16 protein-coding genes and 2 tRNA genes are annotated in these 21,692 nt (G+C 34.0%); 12 read left to right on the top strand and 6 right to left on the bottom strand.

What is annotated here, in order from left to right:
* The first annotated feature begins 3 nt into the window (after nucleotides 1-3).
* The 6 genes from ACFFLS_RS05780 to ACFFLS_RS05755 all read left to right on the top strand — a co-directional run bounded on the left by ACFFLS_RS05780 (nucleotide 4) and on the right by ACFFLS_RS05755 (nucleotide 5,427).
* Nucleotides 4-1,461, top strand: coding sequence for an LptF/LptG family permease (locus ACFFLS_RS05780; RefSeq protein WP_379685596.1), 1,458 nt, complete (start codon nucleotides 4-6; stop codon nucleotides 1,459-1,461).
* Nucleotides 1,462-1,463: 2 nt separating this feature from the next.
* Nucleotides 1,464-2,594, top strand: a complete 1,131-nt coding sequence (gene ribB / locus ACFFLS_RS05775; RefSeq protein ID WP_379685595.1) for a 3,4-dihydroxy-2-butanone-4-phosphate synthase — start codon at nucleotides 1,464-1,466, stop codon at nucleotides 2,592-2,594.
* Between the two features lies 1 nt (nucleotide 2,595).
* Nucleotides 2,596-2,994 (top strand): acyl-CoA thioesterase, encoded by a 399-nt coding sequence (locus ACFFLS_RS05770; protein ID WP_379685594.1) that lies wholly within the window; start codon nucleotides 2,596-2,598, stop codon nucleotides 2,992-2,994.
* Between the two features lie 150 nt (nucleotides 2,995-3,144).
* Nucleotides 3,145-3,232, top strand: a tRNA-Ser gene (locus tag ACFFLS_RS05765).
* Between the two features lie 244 nt (nucleotides 3,233-3,476).
* Nucleotides 3,477-4,739 carry an MFS transporter gene (locus tag ACFFLS_RS05760; protein WP_379685593.1) on the top strand — a complete coding sequence of 421 codons (1,263 nt, stop codon included), beginning with the start codon at nucleotides 3,477-3,479 and terminating at the stop codon, nucleotides 4,737-4,739.
* Nucleotides 4,740-5,342: 603 nt separating this feature from the next.
* Nucleotides 5,343-5,427 (top strand) — tRNA-Ser (locus tag ACFFLS_RS05755).
* 629 nt (nucleotides 5,428-6,056) lie between these two features.
* On the opposite strand, the gene ACFFLS_RS05750 is transcribed toward ACFFLS_RS05755, so the two are convergent.
* Complete coding sequence (locus ACFFLS_RS05750; protein ID WP_379685592.1) at nucleotides 6,057-6,398, bottom strand: winged helix-turn-helix transcriptional regulator; 342 nt, start codon at nucleotides 6,396-6,398, stop codon at nucleotides 6,057-6,059.
* A gap of 135 nt (nucleotides 6,399-6,533) precedes the next feature.
* On the opposite strand from ACFFLS_RS05750, the gene ACFFLS_RS05745 reads away from it, so the two are divergent.
* Together ACFFLS_RS05745 and ACFFLS_RS05740 are read left to right on the top strand one after the other, a co-directional pair.
* Nucleotides 6,534-7,289 carry an SDR family NAD(P)-dependent oxidoreductase gene (locus ACFFLS_RS05745; protein ID WP_379685590.1) on the top strand — a complete coding sequence of 252 codons (756 nt, stop codon included), beginning with the start codon at nucleotides 6,534-6,536 and terminating at the stop codon, nucleotides 7,287-7,289.
* A gap of 26 nt (nucleotides 7,290-7,315) precedes the next feature.
* On the top strand, nucleotides 7,316-8,086 hold the full coding sequence (locus ACFFLS_RS05740; RefSeq protein ID WP_379685588.1) for an SDR family oxidoreductase: 771 nt from the start codon (nucleotides 7,316-7,318) through the stop codon (nucleotides 8,084-8,086).
* Nucleotides 8,087-8,515: 429 nt separating this feature from the next.
* Here ACFFLS_RS05740 and ACFFLS_RS05735 read toward each other — a convergent pair whose 3' ends face one another.
* Nucleotides 8,516-8,671: a hypothetical protein gene (locus tag ACFFLS_RS05735; protein WP_379685587.1), complete on the bottom strand. Its 156-nt coding sequence runs from the start codon at nucleotides 8,669-8,671 to the stop codon at nucleotides 8,516-8,518.
* A gap of 85 nt (nucleotides 8,672-8,756) precedes the next feature.
* On the bottom strand, nucleotides 8,757-9,461 hold the full coding sequence (locus tag ACFFLS_RS05730) for a DUF4166 domain-containing protein (RefSeq protein ID WP_379685585.1): 705 nt from the start codon (nucleotides 9,459-9,461) through the stop codon (nucleotides 8,757-8,759).
* A gap of 196 nt (nucleotides 9,462-9,657) precedes the next feature.
* Here ACFFLS_RS05730 and ACFFLS_RS05725 point away from each other — a divergent pair, with 196 nt between their 5' ends.
* Nucleotides 9,658-10,416 carry a DUF4374 domain-containing protein gene (locus ACFFLS_RS05725; protein ID WP_379685584.1) on the top strand — a complete coding sequence of 253 codons (759 nt, stop codon included), beginning with the start codon at nucleotides 9,658-9,660 and terminating at the stop codon, nucleotides 10,414-10,416.
* 359 nt (nucleotides 10,417-10,775) lie between these two features.
* Here the strand turns inward: ACFFLS_RS05725 and ACFFLS_RS05720 are convergent, their stop codons facing one another.
* The 3 genes from ACFFLS_RS05720 to ACFFLS_RS05710 all read right to left on the bottom strand — a co-directional run bounded on the left by ACFFLS_RS05720 (nucleotide 10,776) and on the right by ACFFLS_RS05710 (nucleotide 15,703).
* Nucleotides 10,776-11,195 carry a response regulator gene (locus ACFFLS_RS05720; protein WP_379685583.1) on the bottom strand — a complete coding sequence of 140 codons (420 nt, stop codon included), beginning with the start codon at nucleotides 11,193-11,195 and terminating at the stop codon, nucleotides 10,776-10,778.
* 414 nt (nucleotides 11,196-11,609) lie between these two features.
* Complete coding sequence (locus ACFFLS_RS05715) at nucleotides 11,610-13,844, bottom strand: DUF6055 domain-containing protein (protein ID WP_379689236.1); 2,235 nt, start codon at nucleotides 13,842-13,844, stop codon at nucleotides 11,610-11,612.
* A 737-nt stretch (nucleotides 13,845-14,581) separates the two neighbouring features.
* Nucleotides 14,582-15,703 (bottom strand): IPT/TIG domain-containing protein, encoded by a 1,122-nt coding sequence (locus ACFFLS_RS05710; RefSeq protein ID WP_379685579.1) that lies wholly within the window; start codon nucleotides 15,701-15,703, stop codon nucleotides 14,582-14,584.
* Nucleotides 15,704-15,916: 213 nt separating this feature from the next.
* On the opposite strand from ACFFLS_RS05710, the gene ACFFLS_RS05705 reads away from it, so the two are divergent.
* The 3 genes from ACFFLS_RS05705 to ACFFLS_RS05695 all read left to right on the top strand — a co-directional run bounded on the left by ACFFLS_RS05705 (nucleotide 15,917) and on the right by ACFFLS_RS05695 (nucleotide 21,483).
* Nucleotides 15,917-16,615, top strand: a complete 699-nt coding sequence (locus ACFFLS_RS05705) for a response regulator transcription factor (RefSeq protein ID WP_379685578.1) — start codon at nucleotides 15,917-15,919, stop codon at nucleotides 16,613-16,615.
* Nucleotides 16,599-17,966 carry a HAMP domain-containing sensor histidine kinase gene (locus tag ACFFLS_RS05700; protein ID WP_379685577.1) on the top strand — a complete coding sequence of 456 codons (1,368 nt, stop codon included), beginning with the start codon at nucleotides 16,599-16,601 and terminating at the stop codon, nucleotides 17,964-17,966. Before ACFFLS_RS05705 ends, ACFFLS_RS05700 begins: the two co-directional genes overlap by 17 nt.
* Nucleotides 17,967-18,267: 301 nt before the next feature.
* Nucleotides 18,268-21,483 (top strand): TonB-dependent receptor, encoded by a 3,216-nt coding sequence (locus tag ACFFLS_RS05695; protein ID WP_379685576.1) that lies wholly within the window; start codon nucleotides 18,268-18,270, stop codon nucleotides 21,481-21,483.
* The last annotated feature ends 209 nt before the right edge of the window (nucleotides 21,484-21,692 follow it).

Below are 21,692 nucleotides of genomic sequence, written 5' to 3'. Positions count from 1 at the left end.
AGGTTGAAAATTTTAGACAAATACTTACTAAAAACATTCCTATTTACATTTACCACGGTATTTGTAATCCTATTTTTTATATTCATATTACAGACCGTATGGCTCTTTATTTCGGAACTTGCCGGTAAAGATCTCGATTTGATACTGGTTGTAAAATTCCTTCTTTTCTCGATGCCGAGAATCATTCCGCTAGTTTTGCCGTTATCGGTATTATTAGCATCAATTATGACTTTTGGTAATCTAGCTGAGAACTACGAATTTGCTGCCATGAAATCATCTGGTATTTCGCTCCAGAGAGCCATGCGCGTACTGATTATATTTATTTGCGTACTAAGTATTGTCGCGTTTTGGTTTGCCAATAATGTAATTCCGTATGCAGAATATAAGTTTGTCAACTTTAGAAAAAACATCGCTCAAGCCAAACCCGCAATGGCTATTGCTGAAGGTCAGTTTAATGATGTCGGCACTTACAACATTAAGGTCAACAAAAAATCGGGTGAAAACGGAAATCATTTAGCTGGAGTTACCATTCACGAAAAAGCCAATAATGTAGGTGAAAACAAAACCGTGATAAAAGCCAAAACCGGTGAACTAATCAGCAGCGAAAAATCCAGTATTCTCCAATTGGTTTTAAATGATGGTTACTATTATCAGGATGTTACTCCGAAAAAATACGAAGATCGCGCTAAGTTGCCTTTCATAAAAGGAGCTTTCAAAAAACACATCATCAATATTGATTTGTCTGAGCTGAACAAAGTTGACGATAGCAAAGAAAGCATCAACAACACAAACGGAATGCTGAATGTAAACGAGTTACGTTACACATTAGATTCTTTAAACAAAAATCTGGACAACGAAATTGTCTCATTCTCTGAAAACATCAACCAACGTGTAGGAATTCGCAAAACTTCAGTGCCTGCGGTAAAAAAAGATCTCAAGAAAAAACAATTGCCGAACAACCTTCTTTCGCTTTATAACAATAAAGATAAAGCAGATATTTTGAGAATGGCGGCCAGTAATGTAACAAGCAGCATCTACTCCATTGAAACGACTCAAAAAGACTTGAAGGACAAGCAACGTGAAATCAATAAACATTTGACGGCATTGTACGAAAAATTCGTAATTGCTTTTGCTTGCTTTTTAATGTTCTTTATTGGAGCACCACTTGGAGCAATCATCAGAAAAGGAGGCCTCGGACTTCCGATTGTATTTGCTGTTTTAATCTTTATTACATTTCATTTCATCAACACATTTGGAAAAAGGCTTTCGCAGGAAGGCGGAATGAGTCCGTTTATGGGTTCATGGATGTCGTCATTCATCTTGTCTCCATTAGCTGTTTTATTAACCTATCGCGCAACAAACGATAATGGATTAATCAATTTTGATGTGATTACCACTCCAATTTCACAACTATTTCAAAAAATTTCTGAGCGGTTTTTGCCGGCTCAAAAAAAGCAATAAATATGTCCACAAAAATACAACTCAATACCATTGAAGAAGCTATTGAAGATATTCGTCAAGGTAAAGTAATCATTGTAGTCGATGATGAAGACCGTGAAAATGAAGGTGATTTTTTGGCCGCAGCCGAAAAAGTAACACCGGAAATGATCAACTTTATGGCCACACATGGCCGAGGACTAATTTGCACACCACTTACAGAAAGTCGCTGTAAAGAATTGGACCTTAAAGCAATGGTTACCAACAATACAGATCATATGGAAACCGCTTTTACTGTTTCTGTTGACTTAAAAGGCCATGGTGTTACTACAGGTATTTCTGCCGCCGACAGATCTAAAACTGTTGAATCATTAGTTGACCCAAATACAAAACCACACGATTTGGCTCGTCCTGGTCATATTTTTCCTTTAATTGCAAAACAGGGAGGTGTTTTAAGAAGAACTGGACATACTGAGGCTGCAATCGATTTTGCAAGACTAGCCGGATTTAAACCTGCCGGAGTAATTTGCGAAATTCTAAATGAGGATGGAACAATGTCTCGTTTGCCACAACTGATTGAAGTAGCCAAAAAATTTGACTTAAAATTAGTTTCAATTGAAGATTTGGTTGCATACAGAATGCAACACGATAGTCTTATCGTCAAAAAAGAAGATTTTGATATTGAGACTCGTTTCGGAACTTTCAGATTAAGAGCTTATGAACAAACTACCAACAAACAAATTCATATTGCTTTAACTAAAGGAACATGGAATCTTGGTGAACCAATTTTGACAAGAATTCACTCTTCTCAGGTTAACAACGATTTATTGGGCACATTAACCAATAATGCTGAACAGCAGTTAGATGATATGTTTAAGGTGATTAACGAAAACGGAAAAGGCGCGGTTATCTTCATCAATCAAGACATGACAGCTGTAAATCTTTTAAACCGAATTTCTGAACTTAAAACATTGCAAGCACAAGGAACCTTAAAAGCGCCAAAAGTTATTATTGACAGCAAAGATTACGGAATTGGAGCGCAAATTCTGCACGATATTGATATTTCTAAAATTAGACTTGTTTCGAATACTGAACAGACTAAACGCGTAGGAATGATTGGTTATGGACTTGAAATAACAGAATACGTAAATTATTAATATGGGAACAATAGAAGAAAGAATTCTTAAGTCTGAGACACGTATTTTTAAGGCCGTTTTCCCGAGTACAACCAATCATTACGATACTTTATTTGGCGGTACTGCACTTCATTTGATGGATGAAGTAGCATTTATTTGCGCAACCCGCTTCAGCCGCAAAAAAGTAGTCACAATCTCTACAGGTCAAATTGATTTTAAAAAAGCAATTCCAGCCGGAACTTTGATTGAATTAGTTGCAAAAGTTGACAGCGTTGGAAGAACAAGTTGCAAAATACATGTTGACATTTTTATGGAACAAATGTATTCAGAACTTCGTGAAACAGTAGTTTCAGGCACTTTTTCATTTGTCGCAGTTGATGAAAACAAAAAACCAACACCTATTTTAGACGATTTAGAGTAATTTTTCAAAAAAGCTCATTTTCGGAAATACTGATTATTAGACACTTGAAAATTATTTTAAAAAACTTCGAAAAAAAGTCTAAAAAAAGTTTTTAGAACCGAAAAACCGTCTTATATTTGCACCCGCAATCAGCAATGATAGCAACATACTGGAGAAATGGCAGAGCGGTCGAATGCGGCAGTCTTGAAAACTGTTGACTGTAACAGGTCCGGGGGTTCGAATCCCTCTTTCTCCGCCAGTAGAAGCTTCAGAAGAAACTTTAAAAGTCAAAAGCCTTTAAACATTAGTGTTTAAAGGCTTTTTCATTTTTGAAATATTATCAAAAAATCACTTGAAAAGACAAAAATGGAATCAGGCTCAAAAGTTGGGTATTAGGCAAAAAAGATTAAATAATCTGAAGAGAAAAAAAGATCAGATGCAAAAACAATTCTTTTCTATAGCGTTTGAATTCGTATATTCGGCCATTATTTTGAAAACGAAGAATGATTGCAAAATTGAATGAAAAAAAATCCTATCCATGGATTATTGTTGGCTTGTTGTGGTTTGTTGCTTTATTGAATTATTTAGACCGACAAATGCTCTCTACTATGAAGTCAGCGATGATGGATGACATTCCTGAATTGGCTAAAGCCGAAAATTTCGGCCTCTTAATGGCCATTTTCCTTTGGATATATGCACTTATGAGCCCTGTTTCCGGAATTATAGCAGATCGGTTTAACCGAAAAAGAATCATCATAGGAAGTCTTTTTATCTGGTCAGGGGTGACTATGGCAATGGGCTATACCACAACTTTCAATCAGATTTACATTTTGCGCGGCGTTATGGGTTTTAGTGAAGCTTTTTATATTCCGGCTGCATTATCATTAATTACAGATTACCATCAGGAAAAAACACGCTCTTTTGCTATTGCAATTCATACCACAGGAATTTATTTAGGACAGGCACTGGGCGGATTTGGAGCCACTATTTCTAAGCATTTTTCCTGGCATTTCAGCTTTCACTCCGTAGGTTTACTCGGCGTACTTTACAGTTTAGTACTGATATTTTTTTTACAGGAAAAAAAATCTTATATTTTTGATTCCACAAAAAAATCATCTTTCATCCCTGAATTCAAGCAAATGTTCAAAGGATTAGGAATATTATTCGGTAATATCTCCTTTTGGATTCTACTCTTTTATTTCGCAGCGCCAAGTTTACCGGGCTGGGCAGCAAAAAACTGGCTACCTACTTTATTTACTGAAACTCTGCATTTAGACATGTCTCTCGCAGGACCAATTGCAACGGTAACCATTTCGATGTCTTCTTTTTTTGGTGTTTTGATTGGAGGCGCCATTTCAGACAAGTGGGTAATGAAAAATCTTAAAGGAAGAATTTACACCAGCGCCATCGGATTGTTTCTTACCATTCCGGCATTGTTTTTATTTGGCTACTGCTGTGGCCTAACATCTATTATTTTTGGCGCTATTCTTTTTGGACTTGGATTTGGAATTTATGACACGAACAACATGCCTATTCTTTGTCAATTTGTTGCGCCCCGCTACAGGGCCACCGGATATGGAATTATGAATTTTGCTGGCATTTCGGCTGGAGCTATTATAACAGAGTTTTTGGGAAAGGCCGCAGATAATGGAGGAATGAGAAACGTTTTTGTAATACTACTATTTGTAGTGATCACTACAATTGTTTTACAATTGGTAAGTCTGCATCCAAAAACCATAGACATGACCGAAGATAATGAGGCTTGAAGGCATCAACAGATAATATCCTGAAAAATCGTATCCTGCTTAATTAACGACCCTGATTCTCGAGCTTGAAATTTTGAGTAAAGAAATTTTTCTTAGGTTGTAAGTATAAGTGACAAATCTTTAGCGACGAGACTCAGACTACTTCAGTACAAAAAATCGATTAAATAGAGTTTTTTTTTGATACCTCGCTACTATTGGCTTAACATACAATTACTCCTCAGGAAAGATTCGCTAACAAGGTTTTTAACATGAATGCATAGATAACGTTTTTATGGATTAATCGCCAGATTTAAAAACTTTTTGAATTGCGTCTGCAGTGCAGACGCAATTTAACTAGTCATACAAAATGACACCCCAAAAAAATAAATATCGGCATTTCTATTCCCTTGATTTTGCAAAACATAAGTGCAATAGTAAATTATGTCATTTTTCAGGAGCAAATACTCAAATTCAAAACATTGTAATACAATCAGTTAACAAGACACACTAAGCAATAGACGTAAATAAAAAATTATTTCCTTTATAAAACTATCAAAAAAATTTCTTGAATTGAAAAAACATTTTATCTTTGCACCCGCAATGAGAAAATTATTGCTACATACTGGAGGAATGGCAGAGCGGTCGAATGCGGCAGTCTTGAAAACTGTTGACTGTAACAGGTCCGGGGGTTCGAATCCCTCTTCCTCCGCTGAGAGCTTAAAAAGAGACTTTTCAAAGTTTACAAAAAAGGCTAAAATTCACGGCAAACCCTGCAAATCAAACGATTTTCAGGGTTTTTTCTTTTCTACCGCTTTTCAATATTTATAAAATCGAACAAAATCTTTGTGGCACATTCGTGGCACACTCGGAAATTTCGAAAATGTGCCACAAAATTTCACCTTAAGTCCCGATATCAAAGGAGTTAAGCACGTTTACATCTTGTTTAAATGAGGTTATAATTCTACATTTACTAATCTAATAAATTGAATTATTCGACAGCTCGATATAAGCAACACCAGATGCCTCTTCCTTTTACATAGGTTTCATCCATTCGCCAGCTGGCCCCTATGCTTTTCTTTCTCTTTTTGATTTATACTCAATCAAAGGTGCAAATTTATACACTTAGCAGTGGATAGCGGCATGATCAATTGCTATTCCACGCATTTTCATTATCCCCTAACATCTCTGCAACTCAATGTAAATCTCAATTTGAAATAAACCGCCTGAAGAATAATAATCTTGAGACAACTTTGGTATTCATCTAATATATTTTGAAACTCTAAAGACAATAGTCATTAAAACAGATACGACAGAACCTTTTTTATATATAAATATCAGCTACTCTTCTATTATTTTTTTTCTATGCTCAATTCCCCACTCGGTCAAGTTCTGAATTATTGTTTGAAGTGTCTTGCCATGTGCTGTCAGTTCATACTCAATTGTAACAGGGTATGTATCAATTACTGTTCTTTTAACTAGTTTATTTACTTCAAGCTCTTTTAGCTCCTTGCTAAGCATTTTATTGGAAATACCGGCTACATCATTTAAAATATCTGAAAACCTCCTTTTATTATAAAAACAGATAGAAGATATCACCGATATTTTCCATTTTCCGTTTAACACATCCATAGAATCCTGAACAGCCATCATTTCTTTCTTGTGCTGTTCTTTTTCAAGCATATTACAATTCATAGTTTACTTTGTTACTTCAAGGTTACTTCGTTAATCCAACGTTACGGTTACTTTTAGTTACAAAGTTACTAAAATTAATTAAAGCGCCATACATTTGCCAGGTTAACATTTTACAACAAAAACATGGACAAATTAAAAAACAAAACGGCAGTAGTGACAGGAGCTTCTAAAGGAATTGGAGCTTCTATTGCACAATATTTTGCCGCAGAAGGTGCTAAAGTCGTAGTAAATTATGCATCAGACAAAGCTGGCGCAGAAAGAGTGGTTAAATCTATAACGGATAATGGGGGGACAGCTATTTTGGTAAAGGCAGACGTATCAAAAGCATCAGATGTTATTGCTCTATTTGAGGAAACAAAAAATGCTTTTGGCACTTTAGATATTTTAGTAAATAATGCGGGAATCTACCAATATGCTTCAATCGAGGAATTATCTGAAGAATCTTTTCACAAGCAATTTAACATCAATGTATTGGGTTCTCTACTGACTATTCAGGCTGCATTAAAATTATTTGGAAATACAGGCGGAAATATCATCAACATCAGCTCTGAAGTATCAAAAACACCGTTGCCAACCGGATCAGTTTATTCTGCAACGAAAGCGGCTTTAGATGCCATAACCATTTCTTTATCAAAAGAATTTAGTGGCAGAAACATTCGCATCAATTCTATTTTACCCGGAGTAGTTGAAACGGAAGGTTCCAGAAGTGCAGGTTTTATTGGCAGTGATGCCGAAACAAAACTAGTTGCCAGCACACCGCTTGGGCGAACAGGACAGCCTGAGGATATTGCAAAAACAGCTGTATTTCTGGCATCTGAAGATGGAGCATGGATTAACGGTGAAAAAATATCGGTTTCGGGCGGTATTTATGGTTTATAATTTTTAAACACATTATAACATAAAAGATGAATAAGTTAGAAAATAAAGTAACAGTTGTTACAGGAGGAAACAGCGGTATTGGTTTTGGAATTGCAGAGGCATTTAGAAATCATGGTGCCATAGGTACAATTACAGGAAGAAATAAAGAAACATTAGATAACGCCATTACTCAATTAGGCGGAAATTTTATTGCCATTCCGGGAGATGTCAATAATAGTAATGATCTCGAAAATGTATTTAAAAAAACTTTTGAGAAGTTTGGAAAAATCGATGTACTGGCCGTCAATGCCGGTGGAATTGTAGATGGAGTTCCGATGGGAACTATAAGCGATGTAACTGAAGAAAGTTACGACAGATATATGGACCTCAATTTAAAAAGTGCCTATTTTACGGTGCAAAAATCACTTCCGTATTTAAACGACGGCGCCTCTATTATATTAATTGGATCTAGTGCTGCACATCGTGCCGCACCCGGAATGGCGATTTATTCGGCTGCAAAGGCGGCTCTAATTTCTCTGGCAAAAGGTTTATCTCTTGATTTACTGCCAAGAAAAATTCGTGTTAATGCACTTTCTCCTGGTTCTATTGACACTCCGGTTTTTGGAAAGTTAGTCCCGCAGGAACACCTGGAACAAGTTAAACAAATGTGGATTGATATTACGCCTGTTGGACGACAAGGTCTTCCATCTGATATTGGTAACGCAGCGGTATTTCTGGCATCAGATGATTCTACATTTATTGTAGGCACTGAAATTCTTTCTGATGGTGGCTTGACCAACATCAGTTTGATGAAATAACTTCCATTTGTAATATTCAGATTCTTATCATTGAAGCAAACAGTGTTAAGCCTTTGGGATTGACACTGTTTGCTGGTTTAATCAACCTAGTTTATCATAATAGCGGTCAATTAAAACACTGCATCAAATAGATTTAAATCTTGAAATTCAAATGATTACAACCATCAAAAAAATGTTATAGTATTAAGCGATTAGAGATTTACAGTAGAAACCTTGCAATCAATAAATAAAATTATTTCTTCAAATTCATCACTTGAAAACCTTAATTCTAAAACCTATTTCACTATCCCAAAACTAATTAAATATGCACTAATTAAATTTTCAAAAAAGTGATTCTATTTCTTTCATTAATTAATCATTTCAGACTCTAAATCAATGGATTCTGCCTCATCTACCATATAAATTCGAAAGAAATCAGTAAACCGAAAATTATGGAGCCAATTTATAAATTGATTTGAACATACTTGTTCCGGCTAAAGCATCTGATTTTTTCTCAACATTCCTGTAACTCAATGTTAGTCTCCGTTTGAAATAAACGGCCTGAAGAATAATAGCTTTGGGATAAAAATGACCTTTGCTATTCATGCAATACATTTTGAAGGTCTAAAGGTAATTGTTACTAACAGATACACCGAACCATTTGCAGATGTGATAGAACCTTTAGCACTGATTATTCTCTTTTTTCCTCTCTAGTTGGTTTAAATTTATTTGGGATTTTCTGTCCACTGAAATCGATATATTCAGCATTAAACCAGCCAGTAAATCCAAAAAGAGGTCCAAACAGTTTACTTCTTACGCTCAAGTCCAAATAAAATTTCTGTTCTGAATCGTCAAACCATTCTAAAAGTTCAATATCCCCTCTTATTAATTTTGGTACAGGAAGCTTAAGACCACAAACAAAAGCAAACTGTTTCCCGGACGTAAACCTAATTGCTCCATTTTCTGCCGTCAGTCCCATTTCAAAAACCATTCTGTGGTCAAGTCCTAAATATTCTACAATATGTTTCTTTGTTTGGCTATAAGTTGCAGTTCCATCAAAACGTTGTTCTTCGTCAGGGAAATAAAACACTCGGTTCATAGAATGTACTTCTCTGTTGAATTTATCCAGATACGGGTAATTGTGAATTTCGTATTCAATATTTTGCCCCGCTCTTGGAAATAGAATATTCGTTTTTGACAAGAGTTTCAGAATAAATACAGCCAATTTGTTTCCATTCCAAATATTTTCCATTGTCCCTTTTCCAATAAATGCAATATTGTTTGTTGTTGAAAAGTCAAATCTCTTTTGTATTTCAGGATGTAATTTTTCATATTCTAGTCCCATTTGCTCTCTATAAGCTGAAATATGTTTTGCACCAGTATTTTGTATTTCCATAATTACATAAAGTATTCAAAAAAAATGTCTTTTCTCAATGTTTACAATAGAATCTTATATTTATATGCTCGGGACACACTATACAAGTATTCAATCACTACGACGAAGAATTCTCGAGATTTAATATCGATTGAAAACAAATATATAATTAATAATTTTATTGCAAAATTTAAGATATTGAAAATAATATATCTTTTTGAAGCAAACAAAAATCGAATATATTCCTGCAGTTACTCCCTTGCCATTTAGTAATGATACCGGTATTAAAACAGCAACTTATATGAGTTATGTTACTTCTGCAAAAAAAATCATCTTACCAATTGCTGCAACTCCTACTGATTATAATAGGTTTCTACAATATGCAGAGATAGCCGTTTTTGATTTGGCATCAAAAGCAGTTACTTATGTTAAAGATTCTCGTATGTCAATGGGGTATCATACGTTTGCAAAAGGAACTGATGGCTCATTGTATTACAGACCGTCTCGTGAGAGTGCTATCGCGTTAGATTACAGCACAGTAACTGGCAATCCAACCACAAGCGGATTATTAAAAGTAAATCCTGACGGAACATTCGATCCTAACTTTTTTGTAGATTTAAAAACAGCTTTAAATGCTCATTCTGTAAATGTGGTAGCTTATGTTCACGGAGATAAAGCTCTTGCTCAATATTTAGACAATACGTTTACGCCACCAGCTAAACCTGCAGACTGGTACAACGCTCCAACAAAATTTGCACTTGTAGACTTAAAAACACTAAAAGTTGAACCTTTTACCTCTTTTGAAAAATACGGTACCGTTTACACTGTTGGTACAATTGATGGTGTAGAATATTATGGTAATATCACTGCTCCTGATGGTAAATTCAGTCTTTTGAAACAAAAAGGAGCTGCTGAATTTGAAGCAGTTTCTGAAGCGATTGGAGGGAGCTTAATATTTGTTGGAAAATTAAGATAATATGAATACCTACATTTTATTTTTTAGAATGTAAATAACATTATTACAATAAATTACATTAATCCTTAAAAGAAAGAATCTGCCATTAAGAGCAGATTCTTTCTTTTTAAAGCTTAAATATATTTGACTAAATCTCCTTTTATCTCAGATTCCAACAATTTTGAATTTGTAACAGAATCATAGCATATTCAATAAATAGTATTCAATAAATAGTATTCAATATTTTCTAGCTAAAACTTCAATATCAAGAACATACATTCCCAGATTTTTTTGAAACTTATTTAGTTTTCTTGGATAATACTTTTAATAATCGACTTACGCTTTATATCGTAAAATACTAATATAACTAACATCCGAAGTTATAATTTCAAGTCAAAATTCTTTTTTATAGATTTTTCAGAAATAATTATTTTTTGCAATGATTCAAAAAGCTTTCTAAAGTTTGCACGCTTTTTCAAAAACTGCACTCTTTTGAATTTTTCTACTGCATCCTGCAACATAACTCCGGAATTTCGAGAGTAAAGTACAACCGGAATTTTTTTAAAGCCTTTTATATTTCGAAGTAATTCTAGAAATCCAGTTCCATCAAGGTATGGCATATTATAATCCAAGAAAATTATATCTGGTGATAATTTTGAATCCTGTAGCTTTTTTAGCGCTTCGAGCGCACTGTATTCTACTGTAGACCTAATCGAATGGTTAATTGCATTCAGTACTGATACAAAAATCTCAGCATCATCAGTATCATCATTGACTAATAAAATATTTTTGTATTTCATACTCCAGCTACATTTTTAAGGAAAAAATAGTATTAAGACAGTCTTTGTTTTTAATTTGAAGACAATTTTATAACAAAATAAAACTATATCAAATAGCAACAGTGCTAATTTGTAATATCCCTGAAAAACTTTGTAATAACTACAGTCTAGTCTTTAAATTAGATAAATTTAAATATGACTCTGTAATATAATTAGCAGTTATACTAAAATACAATATAATTGCTGTTAATCATTTGGGGTTATTATGAAATTAATTTCAGGAAAATGGTTAATCCAATTTTAGCGCCCATTTTACCGATAACTGAATCTTGTTTATGAAAAAGCCTGATTTAAGAAATCAGGCTTTTAATATAATCTATGAATGAATTAAATTTTTGAAATTCATTCCATGAGAACAATACTAGCTTATTCTTATCACTTTTTGATAAAGGACTTGGTTATAAAATCGTTTCCTGTCTGAATTCGTATCAAATAAATCCCCGGAAGAAGATCACTACAATTGTAAGAAACATCAATTCTTCCCGCATCATAAGTCTTATCGCTAATTGTGTTCAGTTTTCGTCCATTGATATCGAACAATGAAATAGTAACTTTTTGCTGTTCGGTCTGTACAAAAGACACTGTTAAATTTCCTCCTGTTGGATTTGGATAAATATTCAGATTAACATCATAGTTCTCTTGAATTGATTTTGCAGTAGAAAGTGTTTGAACAGTACAATTCGGCGTCGTACTAAATGCCATTGATGCTGCTGAGAAGTTGGTAAATGCCGTGTTAATATCTACATTTGAAACATCCCCTGCTCCTTTTCCATCGCATTCTGTTCTTCCATTTCTCCAGTAAGGAAACTGTAGATAGACTCCCGAATTAGAGCAGTTGCCTATTTCTGCATCACCTCCAACGACAACCGAACCTCCGAAATTTCCAGCAAACAGCATAGCATTTCCTTTTATGTTTGCTGTATTGGCAACTGAGCCGCCTTCCATCCACGCATTACCTTCCAAAAGAGCATTTCCTGATAAGGTTGCATTGTAAATACATGCATTGTCTCTTACAATTGCGCTGCCACTGATATTACCTCCTTCAACCATTGCATATCCTTCTATACGGGCATTTCCCGAAATCGTACCACCTCTTACAATTGCATAAGGTCCGACAAACACCGATGATGCAACATTGGCATTATTTGAAACCCATCCTCCTCCATTTGTATGTATACGACCATTTGTTTTAAGAAATTTTCTAAAATCAGCTGCTGGCTGATAACCTTCAGGATTTGCATTAGCAATTTTAAGCTCATACGGATATCTTCTTTGTTTTGGATATCCTTCATCCATATTGTAATTTACGTGTGCTTTAGGAGCTGCAAAAACTACTAAAAAAATACCAGCTTCAGAAGCTGTATTCAAGGTAAATGAAGCTTCTCCGTCAGTTTTATACATTGGACTGTAACGAGATACAGTACCGTCTGACTTTGTGGTAACAAAACCATATCGCCAGCCAGCCTGATTTGGATTTACCTCTGTATGCCCTTTAAATTTTATAGTAATCTTTTTTTCTGTGCCTGAACAAGTTGGGTACAAAGGAATTATGTTCATCCCGTAATCCTGTGGCGCCCAATCATTATTGGTATAAAACTGGTCGCTTGTTCCTGCTACTTTAGACAGAAATGTGTACTGCCTGCTGGTGTAGCGCGGCATGCTGTTTTGAATAAATTTATGAACTTCCCTGATTTTCTTTCCAAAATTACTCACATTGTTTATTTGAGAATTCCATTGAATTGGATAATCAAAGGCCGGTTGACGCTGCGCGTAGCCCCATAGATAATCATTAAGCTGATCCTGAGTAAAACCTTTAAGTCTTTTTATTGTTTCCAGAGGATGTTCCTGATTTTTAGATTCTGCCCACATTCTTCTGGTAAAATCAAAACCATCTTTTTCCTGTACATAATACATTAAATGGAAATTAGTGTAGTGATGGCGGTTAGAAGACCACATAAAATGTCTCGTTTGTATCCATCTGGTGAGTGTTCCATCAATTTCTGCCCATTGCGGATAAGCCTGAGCTCTCATAAAATTGGCATGACCTTCAAAAAATGGACCTGCCCAATCATAACCTGCAAATGCAGTTCCGTTACCGGGATTTTCCTGAATTCGCATCATCATCTGAAGTGTGTGCGCAAATTCATGTGACAAAGCACCTCCGTCTCTTGTGGCTTGAGGATGCACAAACATCGCACCAATGGTATTACTAAAAGAACTGGCATGGGCAAAAGCTGTCAGTCTATCATCTGTAGAATTCCATGTATTCATGACCATGATGATTATTTTGTACTTTCCTACATTAGTTGTGGGTGCATTACTCACAAATTTTAAATCTGTAACATAACGCTTAAAACTGTGCTCAAGAGTATCTGCAACCGCCTTCGGACTAAAGCGTAATGTAGCATCAGTATATCCTGCCGGATTAGTGCCTACCTTATCGCCCCAATACAAAACAAAATTTGTCGACTCATATCTTCTGTCGCTGGAAATCTTATTGTAAAATTCATTGTTGGGGTTACTCCATTCTGTAGGTGTGAACAAAGTTTTCTGAGAAATCACAGTGTAACTACACAGAAAAAGAATAACTTGTAAAAAAAGTGTTTTCATATAATTATTGATTTAGGGTTCAATAGGATTTATTAATATGACACAAAAGACCACATACAATTAGAATTGGATATCCAAAATTGACCATTACTTCAGCATGATACAGGTAGATTCCTAAAAGTATGTTTAATAATTAAAAAACAGAATTCGGCATCATTTATTTAATAAAATTAATCAGACAAATTTGTATCTAATTATTTTTATAAAAGTTGAAAAAGTTCAATGTTTTTAAAAAAAACACTAAAATATTTTTCTTAACAAATGTTTTAGCAGATTTGCAAACGATACATCAATAAAATTCATGCTGTATTTGAATGAATCATCACTTACAGTGCCTTAATTTCTATGAATTAGTTTTTTACAAAATTGCCACAAGTACATTGATTTAATTTGCCCAAATTTTACTTTTAGAATTAATCTCTTTTCCACCCAAATAGCTAAGGCAAATTTTCTAAATCTTTAACCTGTCTAAGTTTTGTCGCAGAATCGTAGCGTATTGCGTTTTGGAAGGAATACCATTTCTATCTCAAAAATCTGATTTTATGTAGATTGATTATGGCTTTCGCGACTGTTTATTGGCTGCATATTGCTCACAAAATTTTTACATTCTTACGTATTGTAAAAACTAAAACCAATCTTGTTTCGAATTATTAAAACAAGATTGGTTTTTAGAATTTATGTTAAAAATATACCTTTTTGAGGTCGTTTAACAGCTAATGTTGCTGGAATGATCGTCTTTAGTTTGTTACAATAAAATAGAAGTAATCATCATTAATGATGTTATTTTCTGACAATGAATTATTGGTTAGGTTTAATTTTAAAAGTTTATATGTGGGAACTCCATTATTAAATATAACTTTCTTTCCAATTATTTGATTTGTTTGCGGATAATAAGTGAGATTACTGATATGTTCGTCAGTAATATTTATTAAAGTTTTGATTTCAGCACCAGTAGCAGGATTGAGTTCAACTATTTTTTTTGTTGCTCTATAGGCATATAATTTTCCATTAGTTGCAGGAATTAATTCGTCATAGCCGTAATAAACATTTTCAGTTACCGACTTGTCAGATAGTTTTATCTTGCAAAGTTTATGAATGTTCTTTCCATTTTCAAGCAACCATTTATCTCCCATTATTTCATCAGTTTGAGGATTGTAAATAAATCCATAAACTTGATCACTTCCTGTACTTATTAAGCTTCCAATTTCAGAACCTGTATTCGGATTTATTTCAACAATACCTTGGTACAATTTGTAACCATATAATTTTCCTGTTGTTGTTACGATTAATTGGTCATAACCTGCATAAGTTAGTTCTGTTGTACTTTTGTCTGCAAGTTTTATTTTCAAAAGTTTGTAAGTGTTGCCAATGTTATTTGAAATAAATCCTTGTCCAATAATTTCATTTGTTGGGGCAAAGTATTTTAATTCAGTAAAAGAACTATATCCTGTACTGTACAACAAGGTTTTGGTTTCTGCACCTGTAACGGGATTTAATTCCATAATTTTGCTTCTGTATGCAAATAGTCGATTTTGACCAATTATAGAAACATAACCTGCATTAACTGTTACATCATTTACCTTTAGCTGAAGTGGTCCAGAAGTTGTACCAACCGGAACTATAACACTTATCGTAGTTGAAGTGATTTGAGTAATTTTAGCATTAGTGCCATTAAATGTAATAGTATAATCAGAATTCGGATCAAAATTTTCTCCGTTAATTATAACGGTATCTCCTATATTAGTTGAATTAGTCGAAATGCTTTGAATGGTTGGATCTGGGATTTGAACTTCTTCTGAATCATTACTGGAACAGCTAATTAAAATAAATAGTGCTAAAATTGAAAAAAAATGTTTCATTCTGGATGTTTGTTTTTTATCGTTATTGTTTTGCAAGGTATAAAATATTCTTACAAAATATTAAATCCATAGTGGCAAAATCTCACGTCAAATCACTAATTTTCTGTAATTGAAACAAAATATCATAGTGTAAATAATTTTTTAGAATTCAAATTTAATAAGACCTTTATAACTTAAAAATTAAATATCTTACTTTAGCAAAATTACAAACGAATGAATAAAGTACTATTAGTCGAAGATGATCCGAGAGTTGCTTCCTTTATCTTAAGAGGACTTGAAGAGCATCTTTATAAAGTAAAGGCAGTTTCAAAAGGTTTTGAAGCGATAAATACTGTAATCGAAAATGATTTCGATATCATCATTCTTGATATCATGTTGCCCGATATTACTGGTTTTGAAGTTTGTGAAATTTTAAGAAAAAGAAAAATAACAGTACCTATACTTATTCTCAGCGCATTAGACACGCCTCACGAAAAAGTTAAAGGATTACAATCGGGAGCAGATGATTATTTGGCCAAACCATTTCTATTTGAGGAACTTCTAGCCAGAATAAATGCGCAGCTCCGTCGTGCCGAATTTAGTTCGGGAATTCTCGATTTTCAATCCTACGCTGGAATTGAAATCAATATGAAAGAACAAAATGCCACAAGAGACGGGAAAGAACTTAACCTTTCATCCAGAGAACTAAAACTTCTAATATTCTTTATGAAAAACCGCGAAAAAGCACTTTCGAGAATTGCAATTGCCGAAGCTGTCTGGAATCTTGATCTTGATATGAATACCAATACGGTGGATGTATATATAAACTACTTAAGAAATAAAGTAGATAAGAATTTTTCTGAACCACTCATTCATACTGTAAAAGGAACCGGATATATGCTAAAGAAAAAAGTTCATGAATCTCAAGAATAAACTAGCAATAAATTCTACAATACTGTTTGCTTTTATTGTCGGACTTCTTCTGATCGGGTCTTTTTTGCTTTTTAAAAGCCATCGAAAAGATCTTTATTATGAAAGATTGGAGGACAGTGCACTAATAACTGCCTTTTTCTATTTTGAAAAAGATGAGATTACTAAAATGGACAGCATCAGTTATGAGGAAATAGAAACTCAGTATAATAGAATAACAAATCAATCTATCAGAATCTACAATGCAAAAAGCAAAAAAGTGTATTTGCATGATGATGTGCCCGTTAAATTAAGCGACCGTGAATTAAAAGCTATTTCGAAAGACCGAATACTAAATTTTTCTATAGAAAACCGTCAATTTACGGGACTGTATTACAAGGACAATCAAGGTGATTTTATTATTGTCGTGTCTGGAATTGATGATGTCGGAAATCAGCAGCTCGAAAGGCTGGCTATCGTATTTCTACTCTTCTATCTAGTCGGAATTGCGCTTAATTATCTTTTGGGAAGATTTTTGTCTAGACAAACTTTCAGGCCTTTTGAAGACGTCATTTCAAAAGTAAATACGATTACAACAGAAAATTTGCATTCGAGACTCGAAATGCCTGCTGCTAGCGGAAAAGATGAAATAAAGGAATTGATTACCACCTTTAATTATCTTTTAGAAAGATTAGAAAGTGGTGTAACGATACAGAAAAATTTCATTAAAAATGCATCTCATGAATTAAAGACGCCACTCACCATTATTATAGGTGATATTGAAGTTTCTTTACAACATCCTAGAACTAATCAACAATATGAAGAAGTATTGAAATCACTTAGAAAAGATACACTTCATCTAAAACATACTTTGGACGGATTATTGATTCTTTCTGGATTGGAGCTTTCAGAGCCTCATCAGATGGAAAACATCAGAATTGATGAAATTTTATGGAATGTACTTGAAAAAAAAGCAATAGAATATCCTGCCGTTAAAATAGCTCTTAATCTAGATGCTATTATAAATAACGAAGATTTACTGACTGTGCATGCCAATAGACACACGCTTTTTATAGCTTTATATAATATTATTGACAATGCCATTAAGTTTTCTTTTCCTTTACCCGTTAATGTAGCTGCATTTGAAGATAATGGAAAACTTCTTTTAAAAATTATAGATCAGGGTTCGGGAATTGATCAGAAAGATATCGAATCTATTTTCGATTTGTTTTTTAGAAGTGATCGCACAAGACATATTCAAGGTCAAGGATTAGGGCTTTTTATTACCATGCAGATTTTGAAGCGTCACCACATAACTTTAACTGTAGATTCTGAACTGGAAAAAGGCACTGTTTTTTCTCTTCTGTTTCCCTAAATTTCCACATAAATTTTAATGCTTTTTTATTGTTCTAAAATTCTATTTTTTGCGTTTGATAACATTGACATAATACTCTAATCTATCTCTAATCTACTTTAAATCTAAGTCTAATCCCTTATTTCATGGGACTTAACACAAACCTATTGATTTTAAAGGGATAGCTGTTTTTTTCTCAAATAACATATTGATCATCTTAATTTAACAAAGAATTGTTTTTTGATTTTTCGTTAACATTAGCCTTAAATCGAATCGAAGTAAAGAGATTTTATTTGTCGTGAAATAAAAACTAATAAACAACATGACAAAACTAAGACTCTTTTTTACGGCTTTAATGCTCCTAACCATGGGAAACATTTTTGCTCAAATTACAACTTCATCTTTATCCGCCAGGGTTAATGATGGCACAAGCCCTCTTACAGGTGCCGAAGTAACCTTGACACATCTGCCTACAAATGCTGTTTACAAAGCTACAACAGACAAACAAGGACGCTTTAGCTTCGAAAACTTAAATGCTGGCGGACCTTATGAATTGGAAATTAAAAGTAACGACACTAAAGATTATTCTAATGCACAAATACATTTAGCTTTAGGAGACAATGATTTACCAACTATTGTAGTTGGAAAAGCTGACAATAATGTTTTGGAAGAAGTAGTTATAACAGGTTCTAAACCTTCTTCTAAAAACAATGGTACAAATATTAGCGAAAAACAAGTAAATGGTCTTCCGTTAATCAACAGAGGAATTCAGGATGTTACGAAATTAGTGCCTCAAAGTTCTAACAACTCTTTTGCCGGAACTAACTTCAGATACAATAACGTAACAATTGATGGTTCTATTAATAATGATGCTATTGGTTTCAGTCCGTCTTTAGGAGGTCAATCTGGAACTTCTGGAATGCCTGGAAGCAGTACGCGTTCTAACTCTATCAGTTTAGATGCGATTCAGGATATTCAAGTTTATATTGCTCCTTATGATATCAAATTAGGAAACTTTTTAGGAGGAAGCGTAAATGCCGTAACAAGAAGCGGTACAAATACGGTGACAGGATCTATTTACAGCTACGGAAGAAATGCTGCAATTACTGGCCCTAACAATGCTGGTGACGGATCAAAAATGCCAAGTGCTTTTGGCGATTACCAAGTTGGTTTTAGAGTAGGACTTCCAATTGTAAAAGACAAATTGTTCTTCTTTACCAATATGGAATATGCAGAAAGAACAGATCCAATTTTTTATAATGCAGGACAAACTAATTCAGCTGGAAAACTAACTTCATTACTGGATAATACTACTGCTGAACAAATCTCAAATTTTGTTAAAACAAACTACGGTTTCGATCCAGGAACTTACGGTTCTTACAATAACTTTTCTAAAAGCCAGAAATTCTTCAATAAATTAGATTGGAAAATTAATGACAAACACTCTATTTCATTACGAAACAATACGGTAATTTCTCAAGCAACAAACTTAGAGCGCGACGCTGCAAACTTTAGATTTTCTGGAATGGATTTTACTCAAAAGAACCAAGCAATCAGTACGGTTTTAGAATTAAAAAGTCATTTCAACAGCCAATGGTCAAACTCATTCATAGCAAGTTATTCTGCAATTAAAGATTACCGTGATCCGAAATCAAGCAATATTATGTTTCCACAGACAGAAATTGGTTATAACGGCGGAACTATTTTCTTAGGAAACGATCGTGAAGCTACTGTTTTCAATATGAAACAGAATACAACTGAAATCACTGATAACTTAACCTACAAAACAGGAAACCACACTTTATTGTTTGGTACGCACAACGAGTTCTACGATATCAATTACGGATTTGTAAATGCACTTAACGGAAGAATCTCTTATAAATCTCTTGCCGATTTCTACAACAAATTACCAACTCGTGTACGTGGAACTTATCCGTTTGATGGTTCTTCAAGAGATCAAATTTTCAATAATCCGTATGCACAATTTAACGTAAACCTTTACAGTGCTTATGTTCAGGATGAAATTAGAATTGGCAGTAAATTAAAAGTGACTCCAGGTGTGAGAGTAGATTATACCGATATGCCGACTAAACCAAAATTGAGCCAGCAGGTTCAAAACTCTCCAGCTGATCCAAATTATGGTACAACGTATTCTTACACACCTTTAAGCCAAATCAAAAACAATTTCTTTGGTTCAGCTTTAGTTTCTCCAAGAATCGGATTTACTTATAATGTTGACGAAGACAAAACATTAGTTTTAAGAGGTGGTTCTGGAGTATTTACCGGTAGAGTTCCTTTTGCATGGTTAGGATATGCTTACTACAATGATGGTGTAGGTTACGGAAGTTATGACAAAAACAATTTAACTGCTGCTCAAGTTGCCGCAGCAGGAGATCCTTTATCTCCAAACGGATTAAACGGATACCACGATGCAACTCCAAAAGTTCAGGCCGATTTAATTGATAACAAATTCAAAATGCCAGCTGTTTTAAGAAACTCACTTGCAATAGATAAAATCATCAACGGATATAAATTTACTACGGAAGGAATGTACACTAAAGTAATTCGTGATTTAGAATTCCAGCAAGTAAATAAGACAGATAATCCAACTTATTTCTCTTACGATACCAAACATGAGATGCCAATTTATGCAGCAAATATCAATTTAGCTTTTTCAAATGCTTATTTGTTGTCTAATACGAATAAAGGATACCGTTACAGCATCACAGAAATGATTTCTAAAACATACGATTTTGGTCTTAACTTTATGGTAGCTTACACTTACGGAGATTCTAAAGACGTTACAAACGGAATTCGTAACTCTATGGAAAGTAACTTCCAAATGAATCAATCGTTGACACCAAATGATCCTCAATTGGCAACTTCAAACTTCAACATCAAACACAGAATTGTTTCTAATGTTGGATATGCAGTAAAATTAGCTGACAATAATACTTTCTCTGCTAACGTATATTTTAATGCACAATCAGGAAATCCATTCTCTTGGGGATTTGTAAACTCTACGATTGCAGGAACAGGGCAAGCAGCAGGTTTAGCTTATATCTTTAAAGATGCAGCAGAAGCAGCAAAATATATTGGGGTAAGTGCTGCAGGAGTTCCTTCAGCAACAGCTGCACAGCAAGTGGCAGATTACGAAGCATTCATTAACGGAAATGACTATTTAAAAAGCAGAAGAGGAACATTCACACAAAGAAATGGTGATACTACTCCATGGAACATTCAAGCTGACTTAAAATTAATGGACGAAATTAAAGTAACTAAAGTAGGTACTTTCCAAATTTCATTCAGCATGGCCAATATCGGAAACCTTATCAACAAAGATTGGGGAAGAAGCTATTTTGTTCCTAACACTTATAATTCAACAGCAAGTATTGGTTTAACAAAATCTGGAAACTTAGGCGGAGTTGCAACAGGCGATCCAACTTATACGTTCCAAAAACCAACTTCTACACCTTATACAATAGATCAGTTAGCTTCAAGATTCCAAGGACAGCTTGGCTTAAGATACTCGTTCTAAAGATAGTTTGTGTTTATTTTGATTATCTCCCAGTTTCAAACCTTTACGAAACTGGGAGATTTTATATTTTTTCTTACTAAGAATAGAAAACTAAAAATTGTGCATTTAAAAAATCAATTTAAACTTATTGTTAATCAATTATAAGTTTTTGTTGTTTTTTGCAAGTCTTATTTATGACAGAATCATGGTGCTTTGAATTTTTTAAAAGT

Source organism: Flavobacterium procerum (assembly GCF_042431625.1).
In the GTDB taxonomy this organism is placed as follows: Bacteria; Bacteroidota; Bacteroidia; order Flavobacteriales; family Flavobacteriaceae; genus Flavobacterium; species Flavobacterium procerum.
Note: the sequence above shows the minus strand (reverse complement) of the source record. Positions and strands in the feature narration are given on the sequence as shown.